Raw genomic sequence first — 19,630 nt, 5'->3', positions numbered from 1 at the left:
GCAATGCACCTTGCCCGCAAGCCCGGTAAGCGTCGCGCCACCGGGCGCGGTTTACTGCCCGTAATACGCTTTCGCGCCGTGTTTGCGCAGATAATGTTTATCCAGCAGCGTCTGCTGCATTGGCGGCAGTTCCGGGGCGAGCTGGCGGCAGAAGATCCCCATATAGGCGATCTCTTCCAGCACGATCGCGTTATGCACCGCGTCGACCGCATCTTTACCCCAGGAGAACGGGCCGTGGGAGTGCACCAGCACGCCGGGCATCTGAGCCGGATCGATATCGCGCTGGCGGAAGGTTTCGGCGATCACCACGCCGGTTTCCCACTCATACGCGCCGTTGATCTCGTCATCCGTCATTTTACGGGTGCAGGGGATCTCCCCGTAGAAGTAATCGGCATGCGTGGTGCCGGTCGCCGGGATCGGCAGTCCCGCCTGCGCCCAGATCGTCGCGTGGCGCGAATGGGTATGCACAATGCCGCCGATCGTCGGAAACTGCTGATAGAGCAGGCGATGGGTGGGCGTATCGGACGACGGCTTTTTCGTGCCTTCGACGACTTCGCCGGTCTCGATGCTGACCACCACCATATCTTCTGCGGTCATCACGCTGTAATCGACGCCCGAGGGCTTGATAACAAACAGGCCGCGCTCGCGGTCAACGGCGCTCACGTTGCCCCACGTGAGCGTCACCAGATTATGCTTTGGCAGCGCCAGATTGGCTTCCAGCACCTGACGCTTGAGTTCTTCTAACATACCTCTCTCCACGCCGGATGACGTGTCGCGAGCGAGCCTGCGAAGTCACAGGCCCGGCGCACGACGCGTCACCGGGCACTGGGGGTTAACGTTTGAAGCCGTAATAGACTTCGTTCCAGCGCAGCGCGTCTTTAAACGCGGGCAGGCGGGTCTCGTTGTCGATCACGGCGAGTTCAAGGTCATGCATCTCCGCGAACAGGCGCATATCGTCGAGCGTCAGCGCCTGGCTGAAGACGGTGTGGTGCGCGCCACCGGCGAGGATCCAGGCTTCAGACGCGGTCGGCAGATCCGGCTGCGCTTTCCACAGCGCGTTGGCCACCGGCAACTTCGGCAGGTCGTGCGGGGTTTTTACCGCGTCGACGCAGTTCACCAGCAGGCGGAAACGATCGCCCAGATCGATAAGGCTGGCGTTGACGGCAGGACCGGTGGAGGTGGAGAAGATCAGGCGCGCCGGATCGGCTTTACCACCAATGCCGAGGTATTGCACGTCGAGGATCGGTTTTTCCGGCGTGGCGATGGTCGGGCAGACTTCCAGCATGTGGGAGCCGAGCACCATGTCGTTGCCGTTCTCGAAGTTATAGGTGTAGTCCTCCATAAAGGAGGTGCCGCCTTCAAGGCCAGTCGACATCACTTTCATGATGCGCAGCAGCGCGGCGGTTTTCCAGTCGCCTTCGCCCGCAAAGCCGTAGCCCTGCTGCATCAGACGCTGTACCGCGAGGCCCGGCAGCTGTTTCAGCCCGTGCAAGTCTTCAAACGTCGTGGTGAAGGCGTGGAAACCGCCGTCCTCCAGGAAGCGCTTCATGCCAAGCTCAATGCGCGCCGCATCAAGAACGTTCTGGCGTTTATCGCCGTTAATTTGCGCGGCAGGGGTCAGGCGGTAGCTGCTTTCATATTCATCCACCAGCGCGTTGATATCGCCTTCGCTGACGTCGTTAACCACGGCTACCAGATCGCCCACGCCCCAGGTGTTCACCGAGAAGCCGAACTTGATCTGCGCGGCGACTTTATCCCCTTCGGTCACGGCGACTTCACGCATGTTGTCGCCAAAGCGCGCCACTTTCAGGTGACGGGTATCCTGTTTCGATACCGCCTGGCGCATCCACGCGCCGAGACGCCCCTGAGACTGTTTGTCCTGCCAGTGGCCGGTTACTACGCTGTGTTGCAGACGCATGCGCGCGCCGATGAAGCCGAACTCGCGGCCGCCGTGTGCGGTCTGGTTCAGGTTCATAAAGTCCATGTCGATGCTGCCCCACGGGATCTGCGCATTGAACTGGGTATGGAATTGCAGCAGCGGTTTGTTAAGGATGGCAAGGCCGTTGATCCACATCTTCGCCGGCGAGAACGTATGCAGCCAGACCACCAGACCCGCGCATTTGTCGTCATAGTTGGCGTCGCGGCAAATGGCGGTGATCTCGTCCGGTGTGGTGCCGAGCGGCTTCAACACCAGTTTGCACGGCAGCTTCGCTTCAGCGTTCAGCGCGTTCACCACCTGTTCGGCGTGCTGGTTGACCTGACGCAGCGTTTCAGGGCCGTAAAGGTGCTGGCTGCCAATCACAAACCACACTTCATACTGATCGAAAATTGTCATCATCGTGTCCTTAATGTGTCAGGGCCGCCTGGCCTGCGCGCTCGGCAGACTGCGGGGTGGCGGCTGAAGGGAGATAGTGTTGTTCCGCGCTTTGCGACCATTGCTGGAAGCGGCGGTAGAGTTGTTCGAAGCGCGCGGCGCTCTCAGGCTGCGGCTGAAGCGTGCTTTCAATCTGGCTTGCCATCGCCTGCTGCGCCTGCAGGATATCGGCATGGGCGCCTGCGGCGACGGCGGCGAAAATGGCCGCGCCCAGCGCACAGCACTGATCGGAGGCGACGATTTGCAGCGGGCGGTTCAGCACGTCGCAACAGACCTGCATAATCACCGGGTTTTTACGGGCGATGCCGCCGAGCGCCATCACGTTATTCACCGCGATGCCCTGATCGACAAAGCACTCCTGAATGGCGCGCGCGCCAAAGGCGGTGGCGGCGATAAGCCCGCCGAAGAGCAGCGGCGCGTCGGTGGCGAGGTTAAGATCGGTAATGACGCCTTTCAGGCGCTGGTTGGCGAACGGCGTGCGGCGGCCGTTAAACCAGTCGAGGATCACCGGCAGATGATCGAGCGACGGATTTTTCGCCCAGGCTTCCGTAAGCGCAGGCAGCAACTGTTTTTTGCTGGCTTCAATCTGGGGTTTCAGTTCCGGGTGCTGCTTCGCGAGCGTATCCAGCGGCCAGCCGAGCAGACGACCAAACCAGGCGTAGATATCGCCGAAGGCGGATTGCCCGGCTTCGAGGCCGATGAAATCCGGCACCACGCTGCCATCCACCTGACCACAAATACCTTTCACGGCGCGCTCGCCGACGTCTGCTTTCTCCGCCACCAGGATGTCGCAGGTGGAGGTGCCGATCACTTTCACGAGCGTGTTCGGCTGTGCGCCCGCGCCGACCGCGCCCATATGGCAGTCAAACGCGCCGCCGGAAATCACCACGCTCTCCGGCAGGCCGAGGCGCTGCGCCCAGTCGGCGCACAGGTTGCCCACCGGAATGTCGGCGGTGAAGGTGTCGGTGAACATCGGGTAATCGAGATGCTGGTTAATCAGCGGATCAAGCTCATCGAAGAAGCTTGCCGGCGGCAGGCCGCCCCAGCTTTCGTGCCACAGCGATTTATGACCGGCGCTGCAACGGCCGCGGCGAATATCCGCCGGGCGGGTGGTGCCGGAGAGCAGGGCAGGCACCCAGTCGCACAGCTCAATCCATGAGGCGGCGGCCTGCGCGACGGCGTTGTCCTGGCGCGTCACATGCAGGATCTTGGCCCAGAACCATTCGCTGGAGTAAATCCCGCCGATGTAGCGCGAATAGTCCGTTTTACCGGGCGTATGGCACAGGCGGGTGATTGCTTCCGCTTCTTCCACCGAGGTGTGATCTTTCCACAGCACGAACATCGCGTTGGGGTTGTCGGCAAACTCCGGATTAAGCGCCAGCACGTTACCGTCGGCGTCAATCGGGGCGGGCGTGGAGCCGGTGCTGTCAACGCCGATGCCAACCACGGCGGCGCGCTGCTCTGGCGAGAGCTCCGCCAGCACGGTTTTTAACGCCGCTTCCATTGATTCAATGTAATCCCGCGGATGATGGCGGAACTGGTTACGGGCCGCGTCGCAATAGCGCCCTTCCTGCCAGCGTGGATACCACTCCACGCTGGTGGCAAGCTCGGCACCGGTGGTGCAGTCCACCGCCAAAGCCCGAACCGAATCGCTGCCAAAATCGAGTCCCAGCGCAATAGCCATCTTCATACTCCATGCGATAAACAAACATGGAGAGAACATTAGTTTTACCCCGCCAAAAGGGTCAGGGTGGATCCGCTGAACTTATGGACGAAAATGCTGTGAAGCGAGAATTTGTGACGCCACGCAAATATTCGATGTGGACATTTCTGCCGCGCTTATAGACACTTCGGTTATGGATTAAAAAGCCTGACAGCGAAGGCAATACAGGTTATTTTCTGTAATAAAGCGGGCTTAAGCCGCCGCCGCTGTTGTGCCAGGCGCTCAGGTGCCTGCCGCTGCTGGCGAAAATAACGATATGGACAAATGGTTTCTTCACTCTCGCTTCGGAGCGCCGTGAAAATGGCTGAAACGCAAAACGATCCTCTGCTGCCTGGTTACTCGTTTAACGCCCATCTCGTGGCCGGACTGACGCCGATTGAGGCCGACGGCTGGCTCGATTTTTTCATTGACCGGCCGCTCGGCATGAAAGGTTATATTCTCAACCTGACGGTGCGCGGCGAAGGGGTGGTGAAAAATCAGGGTAAAGAATATCTCTGCCGCCCCGGCGATATGCTGCTGTTTCCGCCGGGCGAAGTGCACCACTATGGCCGCAACCCGGAGGCGAAAGAGTGGTATCACCAGTGGGTCTATTTCCGCCCGCGCGCCTACTGGCACGAGTGGCTGAACTGGCCCGCCATTTTCGCCAATACCGGTTTTTACCGCCCGGACGAGGCGCATCACGAACAGTTTTCTTCGCTGTTTCAGGCGATTATCGACGCCGCGCAGGGGCCGGGGCGTTATGCCGAGCTGCTGGCGATAAACTTGCTGGAGCAGTTGCTGCTGCGCCGCGTCGAGGCTATCAGCGAATCGCTGAAAGCGCCGCTCGACAGCCGCGTGCGCGACGCCTGCCAGTACATCAGCGATCACCTGGCCGACAGCCATTTTGATATTGCAAGCGTCGCTCAGCATGTCTGCCTGTCACCGTCGCGCCTGTCGCATCTCTTCCGTCAGCAGTTGGGCGTCAGCGTGCTGAGCTGGCGCGAAGATCAGCGCATCAGCCAGGCGAAGCTTCTGCTCAGCACCACACGCATGCCGATAGCGAGCGTCGGGCGCAACGTGGGCTTTGAAGATCAGCTCTATTTCTCGCGTGTGTTTAAGAAATGCACCGGGGCGAGCCCGAGTGAATTCCGCGCCGGATGCGAATAACGCAACGTGGGTTTCGTGTCATGCCCGGTAAAGTAAAGTATGGTTAAAGAAGGATGGCTTGACGCAGGGCATAGCGCTCAGGAGAATCCTCTGTTCCACACTTTACCGGATGCGTTATGGAAGCCTTTCTGGAACACTTTATCACTCAGTCAGTCGCCTATTCGCTGATTGCTATTGCGCTGGTAGCGTTCCTCGAATCCCTGGCGCTGGTCGGGTTACTGCTGCCCGGCACCGTGCTGATGGCGGCGCTGGGCGCGCTCATCGGCAGCGGCGAGGTCAATTTCTATGAGGCCTGGGCCGTGGGGATTATTGGCTGCCTGCTTGGCGACTGGATCTCGTTCTGGCTCGGCTGGCGCTTTAAAAAGCCGCTGCACCGCTGGTCCTTCCTTAAAAAACACAAGGCGCTGCTCGATAAAACCGAACACGCGCTGCATCAGCACAGCATGTTTACCATTCTCGTCGGGCGCTTTGTCGGGCCAACGCGCCCGCTGGTGCCGATGGTGGCGGGAATGCTCGATCTGCCGGTGCGTAAATTCCTTCCGCCGAATATCGTCGGCTGCCTGCTCTGGCCGCCGTTTTACTTTCTGCCAGGCATTCTCGCGGGCGCCGCTATCGACATTCCGCCGGAGATGAAAAGCGGTGCGTTTAAATGGCTGCTCGGCGGCGTGGCGCTGCTGGTCTGGCTGGCGGCGTGGCTGCTCTGGCGCTGGTGGCGCAGCGGTAAAACGCAGGATCGCCTCACGCGCTATCTGCCGCGCGCGCGTCTGCACTGGCTGGCTCCCGGCGTGGCGGCCGCGGCGGCCGTGGCGCTGTTCGCCATTCAGAGCCACCCGCTGATGCCGGTGTATCGCAGCATTCTGTGGAAAGTGGTGACCGGCGCTCAGTGAGGCGTAATGCCGAGCAGCGCCGACGCGCTGGCCTCGCCGCTCAGCAACTGCGCGGTGGGGCCGTCCCAGACGATGCGTCCTTCAACGACCACCAGACTGCGCGCGGCGATGCGCGCCGCATCCTCGACGCTGTGCGACACCATAAGCAGCGTTGTGCCTTCCTCCTCGCACAGTTTTTCCAGCAGCGTCAGCATCTCCTGACGCAGCGCCGGATCGAGCGCGGAAAAGGGCTCATCCAGCAGCAGAACGGGGCGCTTTCGCACCAGACAGCGCGCCAGCGCCGCCCGCTGACGCTGGCCGCCGGAGAGCGCGCCCGGCAGCCGCTCCAGCAGATCGCCAATCGCCATGTTGTCGGCTATCGCCTCAACCTGACGCTTCTGCTGCGCGTTCAGCCGCAGGCCGGGCGACAGCCCGAGAGCAATGTTCTGGCGCACCGTCAGATGGTTAAAGAGATTATTTTCCTGAAACAGCATCGACACCGGGCGTTTTGACGGCGGCGTGCGGGTGTGATCCGCGCCGTTGATAGTGAGCGTGCCGCTGGCGGGCGCGAGAAATCCGGCAATCAGATTGAGCAGCGTGCTTTTACCCGCGCCGCTTGGCCCCAGCACCGCCACGCGTTCGCCCTCGCGCACGTCCAGCGTAAAGCGCATCGGCAGGTGGTGATACAGCCAGGTGAGATCAGTCAGTGTCAGCATGGCGCCCCGGAAGTTTTTCAATCAAGGTGAACAGCAGGAAACAGAGTAACAGCAGCAGCAGCGCCGTGACCGCGCCGGCGTCGCTGCGATACGCGCCGATCTGCTGGTAGAGATAAAAGGGCAGCGTGCGGAAATCCTCATTGCCAAACAGCGCCACGACGCCGAAGTCGCCAATCGACAATACGCAGGCGAACGCCATCGCCTGGGCGAGCGGCACCCGCAGCGCGCGAGTTTCCACCAGTCGAAGCCGGTTCAGGCCGCGTATGTCAAGCGACGCGCAGAGCGCGCCGTAACGCGCGGCGATATCGCGCATCGGGTTATCGAGCACTTTCAGCGCGTAAGGGATAGCCATCAGCGCATTGGTGAAAATCACAATCGCATCGGCGCGCTCTGGCAGACCGAGGGTGGCGTTCAGCAGCAGGAAAAACCCGGTCGCCAGCACGATGCCCGGCATCGCGAGGATCAGCACACCGCAGAGCTCAAGGCTTTGCCCGGCAAGACGACGCTGGCGCAGGTACAGCTCGCGTGTGCTCCAGAGCAGCATCATGGTCAGGATGACGCACAGCACTCCCGCGCAGAGCGCGATACGCAGCGACGTCCAGAGCGTGCCCCACAGCGCCGGGTCGGCCAGCGCATGGCTAATGTCGCCGCGCAGGCCATCCACCAGCACCGCCAGTAGCGGCGGCAGGAGAAGCATCAGCGCGGCACCAATCAGCAGTGAATCGATGAGTTTGCTGCGCCATGAATCCTCCGGGTTGCGCCAGCCGCGTGCCAGCGTCGCGCCGACCGGAATTGCTTTGCTGAGCCGCTGGCTAAGCAGGATAAGCGACAGGCAGCAGCCCATCTGGATAAGCGCCAGGAGCGCCGCGCGGCCCGGATCGTAGTCATAGCTCAGCGCCTGGTAGATGGCGAGCTCAATGGTTGTCGCCTGCGGCCCGCCGCCGAGCGCCAGCACCGTGGCGAAACTGGCGAAGCAGAGCATAAAAATGAGCGCCGCCACCGGCGGGATCTGGCGGCGCAGCCAGGGCCACTCCACCAGCCGGAAGAAGTCCCAGCCGCGCATACCGAGCTGCGCCGCGAGCTGGCGCTGTTCGCCGGGGATCTGCGTCAGCGTCTGGTACAGCAGGCGGGTCGCCATCGGCATATTAAAAAAGAGGTGTGCCAGCAGGATGCCCTGTAATCCATAAGGCGAAAACGTCCATTCAATACCGAGCGTCGCGCAGAGCGCGGCAAGCCAGCCGCTGCGCCCGTAGACGCTAAGCAGGCCGAAAATCGCCACCAGCACCGGCAGGATAAGCGTCATGGCGCACAGTCGCAGCAGCATTCGCCGCCCTGGAAAGCGGCGGCGGTAGAGCGCGCGGGCGAGTGGGATCGCAGGCACGACGGAAAGCAGCGCGGAGAGAAACGCCTGCCAGAACGAGAAGCGCACCACGTGCCACAGATAGCTGTCGTGCAGCAGCGCGCGTGCATCGGTGTGCGGCGCGTGTGTCCAGAGTGCTGCGAACGCCGCCAGCGCCACCGCCGCCATCAGCAGGGCAGCGGTGAGGCCGGGCCAGAGCCAGCCGGGGATCAGCGGCTCACGGCGCGTTGCCATTCACTCGTCCATTGCGCGCGCTGTGCGGCCACTTCCTGTGAGGTGAATTGCAGGGTGGTCTGCGGCCGGGTCAGCGCGTTAAAGCCTTCCGGCAGCGCGACGCTGGTCACCGGGTACATCCAGTTGCCGGCAGGAATTGCATTCTGGAACGCAGGCGAAACCATGAACTTCAGGAATTTCTCCGCCAGCGCGGGCTGTTTGCTGGCGGCGGTGCGTGCGGCGACTTCCACCTGCAGGTAGTGGCCTTCGCTGAAATTCGCCGCCGCGTAGTTCTCTTTTTTCTCTTCAATAATGTGGTAGGCGGGCGAGGTGGTGTAGCTCAGCACCAGATCGCCTTCGCCTTTCAGGAACAGGCCGTAGGCTTCGCTCCAGCCTTTGGTGACGGTAACGGTTTTTGCGGCGAGCTTCTGCCAGGCGTCCGGCGCGTTATCGCCATAGACTTTCTGCATCCACAGCAGCAGGCCGAGCCCCGGCGTGCTGGTGCGCGGATCTTCATAGATGACGCGCCATTTCTGATCGCTCTCAACCAGCTCTTTGAGGCTTTTCGGTGGGTTTTTCAGTTTGTTTTTGTCATAAACGAAGGCGAACCAGCCGTAGTCGAACGGCACAAAGGTGTCGTTGTTCCAGCCGCCCGGCACGTTAACCTCACCCGCCGGAACGCCGCTTTTGGCGAACAGCCCGGTTGCGGTCGCGGCCTGGAGCAGGTTGTTATCCAGGCCCAGCACCACATCGGCTTTGCTGTTTTTGCCTTCCATGCGCAGACGGTTAAGCAGCGAGACGCCATCCTCCAGCGCCACGAATTTCAGCTCGCAGCCGCAGTCGGCTTCAAAGGCGGTTTTAATTTTCGGGCCAGGGCCCCACTCCGAGGAGAAAGAGTCGTAGGTGTAGACGGTCAGAACGGGTTTGGCGAAAGCCGGAGCGGCGGCGAGCGCCAGCAGAGGAAGCAGTTTTTTTAACACTTTGCACCTTTATCAAATGGGGGCAAAGGATTTTGAGCGGTAGCCTCAAATCCCTTCGCCGGCGTTATCCGGATCAGGTTCGACGGGTATTATCTCAGCGCACCGGTCAGCCGGCAGCACCCCGTTGAGAACGGCCCATTGTAATGATTTGCGTAATGTTGCGAAAGGGTTACGGCTCCGGCGGCGCAAACCAGGCGGATTTAAAATCAAACCAGCCGAGCGTGTTCATGCGCACGCCGCGCATACTGCGCTGGCCCTGGAGCATCAGCCAGTGATGGATCAGCGGCAGAATGTCCTGACGCTCCAGCATCGTGCGGCACCACTGCGGCAGGTTCAGCGCGCCGGTGCGCCAGCGCTGGGCGTCGCCCTGCCAGTCGAGCGGGATGCAGCGCTGAATGAGCGGCACTTCGCACAGGTGCGCGAACAGCGAGAAATCGAGCGGCAACGTAAAGTTGGCGCTGTTAAGCCACAGATCGCTGGTGATATCGCCCTGATACCACTCCTCATAGCTCACTTCCCGCAGCTCCAGCTCCACCTGCTCCTGCGCCAGAATGTCGCGCAGCAACGCGCCGATAATGCGGTTTTCATTGTGGTCGCCATAAAAGGTGAGCGTCAGACGCTCCAGCCCGGCGGGTTTCTGCGCCTCAGGAATTTGCGGCGCGTGGTGCCAGCGCGGCAGCAGGCCGTAAGCCGGAAACCAGAGGCGCTGATAGTGCGGCGCGGCGCGGTGCAGCAGGCGGGCAGGCGTAAAGCGCGAGCTTATCCAGCGGCGCACCTCCGGCATCGCGCCGACGCGCGAGCGGGAATCAAATAAGAGATAGTAGCAGCCCTCTTCGAGGCGGCTCTCCACGGCTTTTTCGTCGGCGTCGCGCGTCGGGCCTTCAAGCTGAACGGCGCAGCTCAGCTCTTCGCCTATCTCCGGCAGCACCCAGAAATTCACTTCATCAATCAGCGCGCGATAGCCAAAGTAGTCATCAAAAGCGTGGATCTTAAGCTGGTTGCTGTTATTGCGTACCACCGCGTACGGGCCGGTGCCGACGGGCTGGCTCGCGAATTTCGGCAACTCCGGCCACTCTCGCGGCAGGATCATCGCCGGCACGCTACCCATCAGCCACGGCAGCCAGTCGTCGGGCTCGCTCAGATGAATATCCAGCGTCCAGGCGGTGGGAGAGACCACTTCACGGATATGCGCGTAGAGCGGCAGGGCGCAGATGCGCTGGAGCGAGCTGATGACATCGAGCATGTCCAGCTCGCGGCCATGATGAAAATGGATGCCGGGGCGTAAGAAAAAGCGCCAGTGGAAAGGGGAAATACGCTGCCAGTGGTGCGCGATATCGGCTTCCAGTTCCCCGTTTTCCTCGTTTATGCGCGTCAGGCCGTTGAAAATCTGCCGGGCGATGTGGGTTTCTGAACGGCGCAAGGCGCTGCCGGGCAGCAGATTTTGCAGCGGGCGGTAATAGAGCACGCGCAGAATATGGCGTCCCTGACGGAAACTGCGGCCCAGGTGTGAAAGTAACATCTGACGCACCGTGGATTTGTCGCCGACGATCTGCACCAGCTGATCGATTCTGTCCTGCTCCAGCAGATCTTCCGCCCGCTGCTGTTGCAGCGCGAGCCCGGTATAGAGGAACTGGAGCCTGGAGCGTTTGCCGCGTCCGGCCTCGGCTTCCCATGTCAGCCAGCCGCGCGCCTGCATGGCGTTCAGCAGTGTGCGCATGTGGCGGCGCGAGCAACTCAGCAGCTCGGCCAGTTCGTTGAGCGTCGTTTCCTGCGGCTTGCCATCACAGCATTGCCACAAACGGATGAACTGCTGTTGCAGACGACCTGAAGGCATAAAAGGGGAACTCCCGCTCGAAACTCATCAATTTAATATTCCCTATATTACGGCAATACTTCTCTTCGATGAAAGCAGAGGGGCTTATGAAAACGTCGTCAACATGCAGGTTTTATCAGCAGTATTTCAGCGCAACGCAACGTCTTTCCGGCTCATGGCTGGCCCGCCTGAACGGTAAAACGCCGCAACGAATGCTGGATGAGATCATGCAGTGGGATGTGACATTCCCGGTGACGTTTAAGCGCCGCTAAGCGGACATCACGTGTAACTGAGTATTGGTGCTTTTCACCTGCCAGCAGTGTGCTACTGCTGGCTTTTTTCGTCTATCATGAGCACGATTTCGCCCGCCTCAACTGAAAGGATGCGCCCGATGCTGTGGTTTCTTACGTTTGTCCGACGGCTTAATGTCGTCTATCTCGCTTTTATGGTCGTCGCGTTCATGATGGGCGTAGCGGGCGCGCTGCAGGCGCCGACGCTGAGCCTGTTTTTAAGCCGCGAAGTCGGCGCGCCGCCGTTCTGGGTCGGGCTGTTTTATACGGTGAACGCGATTGCCGGGATTGCCGTCAGCCTGCTACTGGCGAAGCGCTCCGACAGCCGGGGCGACCGACGCAAGCTGATCCTTTTTTGCTGCCTGATGGCGGTCGGCAACTGTGTGTTATTTGCCTTTAACCGTCACTACCTGACGCTGATTACCGCAGGCGTGCTGCTGGCGTCGCTCGCGAATACCGCCATGCCGCAGCTTTTCGCGCTGGCGCGTGAGTATGCCGATAACTCTGCCCGCGAGGCGGTGATGTTCAGCTCGGTCATGCGCGCGCAGCTCTCGCTCGCGTGGGTTATCGGGCCGCCGCTGTCGTTTATGCTGGCGCTGAGTTTCGGCTTTACCACCATGTTTTTAATCGCCGCCGGGATTTTTATCCTGAGTCTGGTGATTATCTTTTTCGCGCTGCCCTCGGTGGCGCGTATTGAACAGCCCGCCGATGTGGCCATCACGCAGGTGAGCGGCTGGAAGGACAAGAACGTACGGATGCTGTTTATCGCCTCCGTGCTGATGTGGACCTGCAATACGATGTATATCATCGATATGCCGCTGTGGGTGAGCCAGGAGTTGGCGCTGCCGGAGAGTCTCGCGGGCGTGCTGATGGGCACCGCGGCGGGGCTTGAGATCCCGGCGATGCTGCTGGCCGGGTTTTACGTGAAGCGGTTCGGTAAAAAGCCAATGATGCTGCTGGCGGTGGCTGCGGGCGTGCTGTTCTACGCCGGGCTTAATCTCTTTCACAGTCGCGAGGCGCTGCTTGGGTTGCAGCTCTTTAACGCGCTGTTTATCGGGATTGTCGCCGGGCTTGGGATGATCTGGTTTCAGGATCTGATGCCGGGGCGCGCGGGTTCCGCTACCACGCTTTTCAGCAACAGTATTTCGACGGGTGTGATCCTGGCGGGTGTGGTGCAAGGGGCGCTGGTGGAGAGTTTCGGGCATTACGCGGTATACCCGGTGATGACCGGGGTTGCGCTGGTGGCGCTGTGGCTGACGAGTCGGGTTAAAGACGTGTAAGTCATTGTCTGATGGCGGGTGCGCTGCGCTTACCCGCCCTACGGTTAAACGGGTGAGGGAAGGGGGTGGCGGGTGCGATGCGCTTGCCCGCCCTACAAACTCTTAAACGTATTTTCGTAGGGCGGGTAAGCCACGCGCACCCGCCGTAAACACCAGGTAAACCGCAAAAACTCACCCCATAAACGCGGGCTGTTTTTTCTCATACGCCGCGATGGCGTCCTCGTGCTGCAACGTCAGGCCGATACTGTCCAGTCCGTTCAGCATGCAGTGGCGACGAAACGCGTCGATGCTGAAGCTGTAAGACTTGTCGCCCGCTTTCACCACTTGCGCTTCTAAATCCACTTCAAAGCGAATGCCGGGGTTGGCCTTCACCAGCGCAAACATCTCATCCACTTCTTCATCGCTGAGCGTCACCGGCAGCAGCTGGTTGTTAAAGCTGTTGCCGTAGAAGATATCGGCGAAACTCGGCGCAATCACCACTTTGAAACCGTAATCGGTCAGCGCCCACGGCGCGTGCTCGCGCGACGAGCCGCAGCCGAAGTTTTCACGCGCCAGCAGGATAGACGCGCCCTGATACTCCGGGAAATTCAGCACAAATTCCGGGTTCGGCTGCTCGCCTTTGTCATCCAGAAAGCGCCAGTCGTTAAACAGATGCGCGCCAAAGCCGGTACGCGTCACCTTTTGCAGGAATTGCTTCGGGATAATCGCGTCGGTATCCACGTTCGCCGCATCCAGCGGAACCACCAGACCGGTGTGTTGGGTAAATTTCTCTGCCATGGTGTTCCCCTTATTTCAGACTACGGATATCGGCGAAACGGCCGGTTACAGCGGCGGCGGCGGCCATCGCCGGGCTGACCAGGTGCGTGCGCCCGCCGCGGCCCTGACGGCCTTCAAAGTTACGGTTGCTGGTGGACGCACAGCGCTCGCCCGGGTTCAGGCGGTCGTTATTCATCGCAAGACACATCGAGCAGCCAGGCAGACGCCATTCAAAACCAGCCTCAATGAAAATCTTATCCAGCCCTTCGGCTTCCGCCTGCGCTTTCACCGGGCCTGAGCCTGGCACCACCAGCGCCTGAACGCCGGGTGCCACTTTACGACCACGGGCAATTTCAGCCGCGGCGCGCAGATCTTCAATGCGCGAGTTGGTGCAGGAGCCGATAAACACTTTATCGATAGCCACATCGGTCAGCGGCACGCCGGGCTTGAGGCCCATATAGGCCAGCGCTTTCTCGGCGGAGGCGCGCTCAACCGGATCGGCGAACGAGGCCGGATCGGGAATGGCGTCGCTTACGGCGATCACCTGGCCTGGGTTGGTGCCCCAGGTGACTTGCGGGGCGATCTCTTCGGCATTGAGCGTGACAACCGCGTCAAACTGCGCGCCGTCGTCGGTTTTCAGGGTTTTCCAGTACGCCACGGCCTCGTCGAAATCCTGGCCTTTCGGCGCATGCAGACGGCCTTTAACATAATTAAATGTGGTTTCATCCGGTGCCACCAGGCCCGCTTTGGCACCCATTTCGATCGCCATGTTGCACAGCGTCATGCGGCCTTCCATGCTGAGCGCGCGGATAGCGTCGCCGCAGAATTCCACCACATAGCCGGTGCCGCCGGCGCTGCCAGTTTTACCGATAATCGCCAGCACGATATCTTTCGCGGTGATACCCGGTGCGGCGCGGCCGTTGACCTCAATTTTCATGGTCTTTGCACGGCCCTGTTTGAGCGTCTGGGTTGCCAGCACATGCTCCACTTCCGAAGTGCCGATGCCGAACGCCAGCGCGCCAAACGCGCCGTGGGTCGCGGTGTGGGAATCGCCGCAGACGATGGTCATGCCCGGCAGGGTGATGCCCTGTTCCGGGCCCATCACGTGCACGATGCCCTGATACGGATGGTTCAAATCGTACAGCTCAACGCCGAACTCGTTGCAGTTCTTAATCAGCTCCTGCATCTGAATGCGGGCCATTTCGCCGGACGCGTTGATGTCTTTGGTCTGGGTGGAGACGTTGTGATCCATGGTGGCGAAGGTTTTACGCGGCTGGCGCACCGGGCGACCATGGGCGCGCAGGCCGTCAAACGCCTGCGGCGAGGTGACTTCATGCACCAGATGACGGTCGATGTAGAGCAGCGGCGTTTCGTTCGGGGCCTCATGAACCACGTGAGCGTCAAACAGCTTCTGATATAAGGTCTTTGCCATGGTTACACCCCTTCGGCCACATAGCGGGCAATGATATCGCCCATTTCATCGGTGCTGACAGCCTGGCCGCCGCGGGCCAGATCGCCGGTACGCACGCCTTCTGCGAGCGCGCGGTTAATCGCGTTTTCAACCGCCGTCGCCGCGTCGTCGGCTTCCAGGCTGTAGCGCAGTAGCAGCGACAGCGAGAGGATCTGAGCTATCGGGTTGGCGATGTTTTTCCCGGCGATATCCGGTGCGGAGCCGCCTGCCGGCTCGTACAGGCCGAAGCCCTGCTCGTTGAGGCTCGCGGAAGGCAGCATCCCCATAGAGCCGGTAATCATCGCGCATTCGTCAGAGAGAATATCGCCGAACAGGTTGGAGCAGAGCAGCACGTCGAACTGCGACGGATCTTTAATCAGCTGCATGGTGGCGTTGTCGATATACATGTGCGCCAGCTCGACATCCGGATACTCTTTGCCGATTTCATTGACGATTTCGCGCCACAACAGCGAGGTTTGCAGCACGTTCGCTTTATCAATCGAGGTGACTTTATTACGGCGTTTACGCGCCGACTCAAACGCGATGCGGGCGATACGTTCGATTTCAAAACGGTGGTAGACCTCGGTGTCGAACGCTTTTTCATGCATGCCGCTGCCTTCGCGGCCTTTCGGCTGGCCGAAGTAAATACCGCCGGTCAGCTCGCGCACGCAGAGGATGTCAAAACCGTTGGCGGCGATATCGGCGCGCAGCGGGCAAAATTCTTCCAGACCTGGATAGAGCTTCGCCGGGCGCAGGTTGCTGAACAGTTTAAAGTGTTTACGCAGCGGCAGCAGTGCGCCGCGCTCCGGCTGCTGCGCTGGCGGCAAGTTTTCCCACTTAGGGCCGCCGACCGAGCCAAACAGGATGGCATCGGCCTGCTCGCAGCCTTCTACGGTTGCCTGCGGCAACGGGTTGCCGTGGCGATCGATGGCGATGCCGCCAACGTCGTAATGGCTGGTGGTAATACGCATATCAAAACGACCACGAACGGCATCCAGTACTTTCAGGGCTTGCGCCATTACTTCCGGGCCAATACCGTCGCCCGGCAAAACTGCAATATGATAATTTTTAGACATCACACGGTTTCCTGATTGTGTTCTTTATTCTGTGCTTTGCGTTGCAACTCTTTCTCGACTTCGCCGGCGCGCCAGATGTTATTCAGCACGTTGATCATCGCGCGGGCGGAGGATTCGACAATATCGGTCGTCAGCCCCACGCCGTGGAAGTGACGGCCGTTGTAGCTGACCACGATATCCACCTGGCCCAGCGCGTTTTTGCCGTGGCCTTTTGCGCCTAACTGATATTTCACCAGCTCAATGTCGTAATCGGTAATGCGGTTGATGGCCTGATAGACGGCATCGACCGGGCCGTTGCCGTTGGCGGCTTCGGCTTTGATCTCCTCGCCGCAGGCGAGCTTCACAGAGGCGGTCGCCATGGCGTTTGAGCCGGACTGCACACTGAAATATTCCAGACGGAAATGCTCCGGCTCTTCCTGCTGTTTATTGATAAAGGCCAGCGCTTCCAGATCGTAATCAAACACCTGACCTTTTTTGTCGGCCAGTTTCAGGAAGGCATCGTACAGGTCATCCAGGTTGTAGTCGTTTTCGTGGTAGCCCATCTCTTCCATGCGGTGCTTCACGGCGGCGCGGCCGGAGCGTGAAGTCAGGTTCAGCTGCACCTGATTCAGGCCGATGGATTCCGGCGTCATGATTTCGTAGTTTTCGCGGTTTTTCAGGACGCCGTCCTGGTGGATGCCGGACGAGTGGGCGAAGGCGCCAGAGCCGACCACCGCTTTGTTCGCCGGGATCGGCATGTTGCAGATCTGGCTCACCGTCTGGCTGGTGCGCCAGATCTCCTGGTGATTAATGCGGGTGTGGACGTTCATCAGGTTCTGGCGCAGCTTGATAGCCATAATGACTTCTTCCAGCGCGCAGTTGCCCGCGCGTTCGCCGATACCATTTAACGTACCTTCCACCTGACGCGCGCCCGCCTGCACGGCGGCCAGGGCGTTGCCGACGGCCATGCCCAGATCGTCATGGGTATGAACGGAGATAACCGCTTTATCGATGTTCGGTACGCGCTCGTACAGGCCGCTGATGATATTGCTGAATTCGAAAGGCAGGGTGTAGCCGACGGTGTCCGGGATATTAATGGTGGTGGCACCCGCGTTGATGGCGGCTTCCACCACGCGTGCCAGATCGGCAATCGGCGTGCGGCCTGCGTCTTCGCAGGAGAATTCGACGTCATCGGTATAGTTGCGGGCGCGCTTTACCATATAAACGGCGCGCTCAATCACTTCATCCAGGGTGCTGCGCAGTTTGGTCGCGATGTGCATCGGCGAGGTGGCGATGAAAGTGTGAATACGAAACGCCTCGGCAACTTTCAGGGATTCGGCGGCCACATCGATATCTTTTTCCACGCAGCGCGCCAGGGCGCAGACGCGGCTGTTTTTTACCTGACGGGCAATGGTCTGGACCGACTCGAAATCGCCCGGCGAAGAGACCGGAAAACCGACCTCCATGACATCGACACCCATGCGCTCAAGCGCCAGCGCGATTTGCAGTTTTTCCTTTACGCTCAGGCTCGCCTGGAGCGCCTGCTCACCGTCACGCAATGTGGTATCAAAAATAATGACTTGCTGGCTCATGGTTGGTGTCCTTTTTTATCCTGGGGCGCCTTGCGTGAGCATAAAAAAACCCGCGCAGCGGCGCGGGTTTTTTATTTCTGATGACCTGACTCAAGCGTTACCGCTGAACGTCGCGCACCAGTCTACCGCGCACTGAGGATGCGTTTAGTAGTAGTAGACCAGCGAAACGAACGATGCGAATCATGAATCATGTCCCGAATAAATGCGTTAACAGGCTTTTAGTGGTACTTGATACCACAGACCATGTCAACCCCCTGTCCGTAATTCTACAGTTAACCCAAACGGGCGACGCCAGATGCGGATTTAGTGGATTATGCTGAGTAATCGCAGTTATATAAAATATATGTATACGTTAAGCGAGGCGTAAGTGTTGAAGCCCTTCGGATGCGCATTTTTAGTTCCTTTTTATCGGCTTAATTGCGTTAGATTATTTATCATATCAATGAATTAAAAGCGCGAGTGAGGATGTGATGACATTTGAGCGTGAATAATTCAAAGCACGCCGTCGCATTTATTAAAAAAGTGAAGTATTTACGAAAACTTAATTGATAATTCATTAAGTGAATTGTTGTTTATTCGTCTTTTTTATGATTTGATCGGGCTGTAAGAAAAGTACCATGATAAACAAAGTCCTAAAATATCAGGAGATTTATTTTTATTGTCTATTAATGAACTTTTAATTCAAAACAGCAACTTTTTATGAGTTTTTGAACCTCCTCTTTTGCCTGAAATTGCTACATGATAAACGGAATGTTCTGGGTAATGCATGCAAAGGGAATAATGTATCAGTGGAGTAGATTATGTCTGGTGAGCATATTGAACACTTGCCCGCGTCTGAAGGGCTGAAACCGCAATTACGCACGGTCGATCTGAATTTATTGACGGTTTTTGATGCGGTCATGCAGGAGCAAAACATCACCCGCGCCGCGCATATGCTGGGAATGTCTCAACCCGCTGTCAGTAATGCGGTCGCGCGCCTTAAAGTGATGTTTAATGACGAACTCTTTGTACGCTACGGGCGCGGTATTCAGCCCACGGTCAGGGCGTGTCAGCTGTTCGGATCGATTCGTCAGGCGCTTCAGCTGGTGCAAAATGAGCTGCCTGGCTCTGGTTTTGAACCGCTCAGCAGCGAAAGACTGTTTAATCTTTGCGTGTGCAGTCCGCTGGATAATCTTCTGACGTCTATTATTTACAACAGCGTAATGAATATCGCGCCCAATATTCATTTAGTCTTTAAATCTTCTTTAAATCAGAATATCGAACATCAACTGCGATACCAGGAGACAGAATTTGTCATTGGTTACGATGAATTCCGTCGCCCGGAGTTTACCTGCGTACCGCTATTTAAAGATGAAATGGTGCTGGTAAGCAGTAAGAGCCATCCGCGTAAAGATAATTTGTTACGTGAAAGTGAAGTATTTAAAGAGCAGCATGCGGTGGTGGCGTTAGATCGTTTTAGCTCTTTTAGTTTGCCGTGGTATGACACCGCAGAAAAACAGGCCGCCATCGCTTATCAGGGTATGGCACTGACCAGCGTATTAAATGTCGTATCGCGCACGAATCTTATTACCATCGCGCCGCGCTGGCTGGCGCAGGATTATGAGCAGTCGCTGCAACTGCAAATTATGCCGCTGCCGTTTAAATTAAACAGCCGTACCTGTTATCTCTCCTGGCATGAAGCGGCCGGGCGCGATAAGGGCCATCAGTGGATGGAAGAGCTGTTATCAAACGTCTGTCGGCGATAACCGACGCTGAAAAAAAACGGGTGGCAGTAGCCGCCCGTTTTTCTGTAGATGCTCTCTTTCGTGATATTTTATTCTGTTATTAATCCCTGCTTCGTGGCGCATTCCCTTCCCGCCGTTTTTTTTGATTTATCACTGTCAGAAATGGGCGTTGCGAAATTAACGGTCATAAGCGCCGCTTATATTCAGCATATCTCTCCGTTTAATCGCTTTTCTTCAGCGTCGCGCCGCCATTTGGCGCGCCCGGCGACGCCTGATTGTTAATTGCCTGCCT

At 58.8% G+C, this 19,630-nt stretch carries 17 protein-coding genes and 1 riboswitch; of the genes, 5 read left to right on the top strand and 12 right to left on the bottom strand.

Translation table 11 applies throughout. From position 1 onward, the window contains the following. Nucleotides 1-51 precede the first annotated feature (51 nt). The 3 genes from araD to araB form a co-directional block, all read right to left on the bottom strand. Complete coding sequence (gene araD / locus G6041_RS14755) at nucleotides 52-747, bottom strand: L-ribulose-5-phosphate 4-epimerase (RefSeq protein WP_012125779.1); 696 nt, start codon at nucleotides 745-747, stop codon at nucleotides 52-54. Nucleotides 748-832: 85 nt separating this feature from the next. Continuing rightward, nucleotides 833-2,335 carry an L-arabinose isomerase gene (gene araA / locus G6041_RS14750; RefSeq protein WP_041460614.1) on the bottom strand — a complete coding sequence of 501 codons (1,503 nt, stop codon included), beginning with the start codon at nucleotides 2,333-2,335 and terminating at the stop codon, nucleotides 833-835. Between the two features lie 10 nt (nucleotides 2,336-2,345). Then, the gene (gene araB / locus G6041_RS14745) at nucleotides 2,346-4,058 is read right to left on the bottom strand and encodes a ribulokinase (RefSeq protein WP_041460613.1); all 1,713 of its coding nucleotides are present in this window, start codon (nucleotides 4,056-4,058) and stop codon (nucleotides 2,346-2,348) included. Nucleotides 4,059-4,397: 339 nt separating this feature from the next. Here araB and araC point away from each other — a divergent pair, with 339 nt between their 5' ends. Further along, entirely contained in the window at nucleotides 4,398-5,243 is an 846-nt protein-coding gene (gene araC / locus G6041_RS14740; protein ID WP_004386427.1) for an arabinose operon transcriptional regulator AraC, read from the top strand. 116 nt (nucleotides 5,244-5,359) lie between these two features. Further along, nucleotides 5,360-6,130, top strand: coding sequence for a DedA family protein (locus tag G6041_RS14735; protein ID WP_012125776.1), 771 nt, complete (start codon nucleotides 5,360-5,362; stop codon nucleotides 6,128-6,130). Here the strand turns inward: G6041_RS14735 and thiQ are convergent. From thiQ to sgrR, 4 genes are all read right to left on the bottom strand, one after another. After that, nucleotides 6,124-6,825, bottom strand: a complete 702-nt coding sequence (gene thiQ / locus G6041_RS14730) for a thiamine ABC transporter ATP-binding protein ThiQ (RefSeq protein ID WP_054628577.1) — start codon at nucleotides 6,823-6,825, stop codon at nucleotides 6,124-6,126. The genes G6041_RS14735 and thiQ overlap by 7 nt on opposite strands. After that, complete coding sequence (thiP, locus tag G6041_RS14725) at nucleotides 6,809-8,419, bottom strand: thiamine/thiamine pyrophosphate ABC transporter permease ThiP (RefSeq protein WP_012125774.1); 1,611 nt, start codon at nucleotides 8,417-8,419, stop codon at nucleotides 6,809-6,811. Before thiP ends, thiQ begins: the two co-directional genes overlap by 17 nt. Beyond that, nucleotides 8,395-9,378 (bottom strand): thiamine ABC transporter substrate binding subunit, encoded by a 984-nt coding sequence (gene thiB, locus G6041_RS14720; protein WP_012125773.1) that lies wholly within the window; start codon nucleotides 9,376-9,378, stop codon nucleotides 8,395-8,397. The genes thiP and thiB overlap by 25 nt, the downstream gene beginning before the upstream one ends. Before the next feature lie 32 nt (nucleotides 9,379-9,410). Next, nucleotides 9,411-9,512: riboswitch (TPP riboswitch) on the bottom strand. A gap of 35 nt (nucleotides 9,513-9,547) precedes the next feature. Beyond that, nucleotides 9,548-11,212 (bottom strand): HTH-type transcriptional regulator SgrR, encoded by a 1,665-nt coding sequence (gene sgrR / locus G6041_RS14715; protein ID WP_012125772.1) that lies wholly within the window; start codon nucleotides 11,210-11,212, stop codon nucleotides 9,548-9,550. Between the two features lie 86 nt (nucleotides 11,213-11,298). On the opposite strand from sgrR, the gene sgrT reads away from it, so the two are divergent. Then, a complete protein-coding gene (gene sgrT, locus G6041_RS14710) occupies nucleotides 11,299-11,463 on the top strand; it encodes a glucose uptake inhibitor SgrT (protein WP_007847224.1) in 165 nt (54 codons plus the stop codon). Nucleotides 11,464-11,582: 119 nt separating this feature from the next. After that, entirely contained in the window at nucleotides 11,583-12,761 is a 1,179-nt protein-coding gene (locus tag G6041_RS14705) for a sugar efflux transporter (RefSeq protein ID WP_007895931.1), read from the top strand. A gap of 171 nt (nucleotides 12,762-12,932) precedes the next feature. Here the strand turns inward: G6041_RS14705 and leuD are convergent, their stop codons facing one another. The 5 genes from leuD to leuL form a co-directional block, all read right to left on the bottom strand. Beyond that, nucleotides 12,933-13,538, bottom strand: a complete 606-nt coding sequence (gene leuD, locus G6041_RS14700) for a 3-isopropylmalate dehydratase small subunit (protein WP_012125770.1) — start codon at nucleotides 13,536-13,538, stop codon at nucleotides 12,933-12,935. Between the two features lie 10 nt (nucleotides 13,539-13,548). After that, nucleotides 13,549-14,949, bottom strand: a complete 1,401-nt coding sequence (gene leuC, locus G6041_RS14695; RefSeq protein WP_007783795.1) for a 3-isopropylmalate dehydratase large subunit — start codon at nucleotides 14,947-14,949, stop codon at nucleotides 13,549-13,551. Nucleotides 14,950-14,951: 2 nt separating this feature from the next. Then, nucleotides 14,952-16,043 (bottom strand): 3-isopropylmalate dehydrogenase, encoded by a 1,092-nt coding sequence (gene leuB / locus G6041_RS14690; protein WP_012125769.1) that lies wholly within the window; start codon nucleotides 16,041-16,043, stop codon nucleotides 14,952-14,954. Continuing rightward, nucleotides 16,043-17,614 (bottom strand): 2-isopropylmalate synthase, encoded by a 1,572-nt coding sequence (gene leuA, locus G6041_RS14685; RefSeq protein WP_007847237.1) that lies wholly within the window; start codon nucleotides 17,612-17,614, stop codon nucleotides 16,043-16,045. The genes leuB and leuA overlap by 1 nt, the downstream gene beginning before the upstream one ends. Nucleotides 17,615-17,711: 97 nt before the next feature. Further along, complete coding sequence (gene leuL, locus G6041_RS21680; RefSeq protein WP_100207198.1) at nucleotides 17,712-17,798, bottom strand: leu operon leader peptide; 87 nt, start codon at nucleotides 17,796-17,798, stop codon at nucleotides 17,712-17,714. A gap of 616 nt (nucleotides 17,799-18,414) precedes the next feature. On the opposite strand from leuL, the gene leuO reads away from it, so the two are divergent. After that, nucleotides 18,415-19,359, top strand: coding sequence for a transcriptional regulator LeuO (gene leuO, locus G6041_RS14675; RefSeq protein WP_007864271.1), 945 nt, complete (start codon nucleotides 18,415-18,417; stop codon nucleotides 19,357-19,359). Nucleotides 19,360-19,630 lie beyond the last annotated feature (271 nt).

It is taken from the genome of Cronobacter sp. HA18003 (assembly GCF_011605905.1).
In the GTDB taxonomy this organism is placed as follows: Bacteria; Pseudomonadota; Gammaproteobacteria; order Enterobacterales; family Enterobacteriaceae; genus Cronobacter; species Cronobacter sakazakii.
The sequence above is the reverse complement of the archived record's forward strand: the minus strand, read 5'-3'. Positions and strand labels throughout refer to the sequence as shown.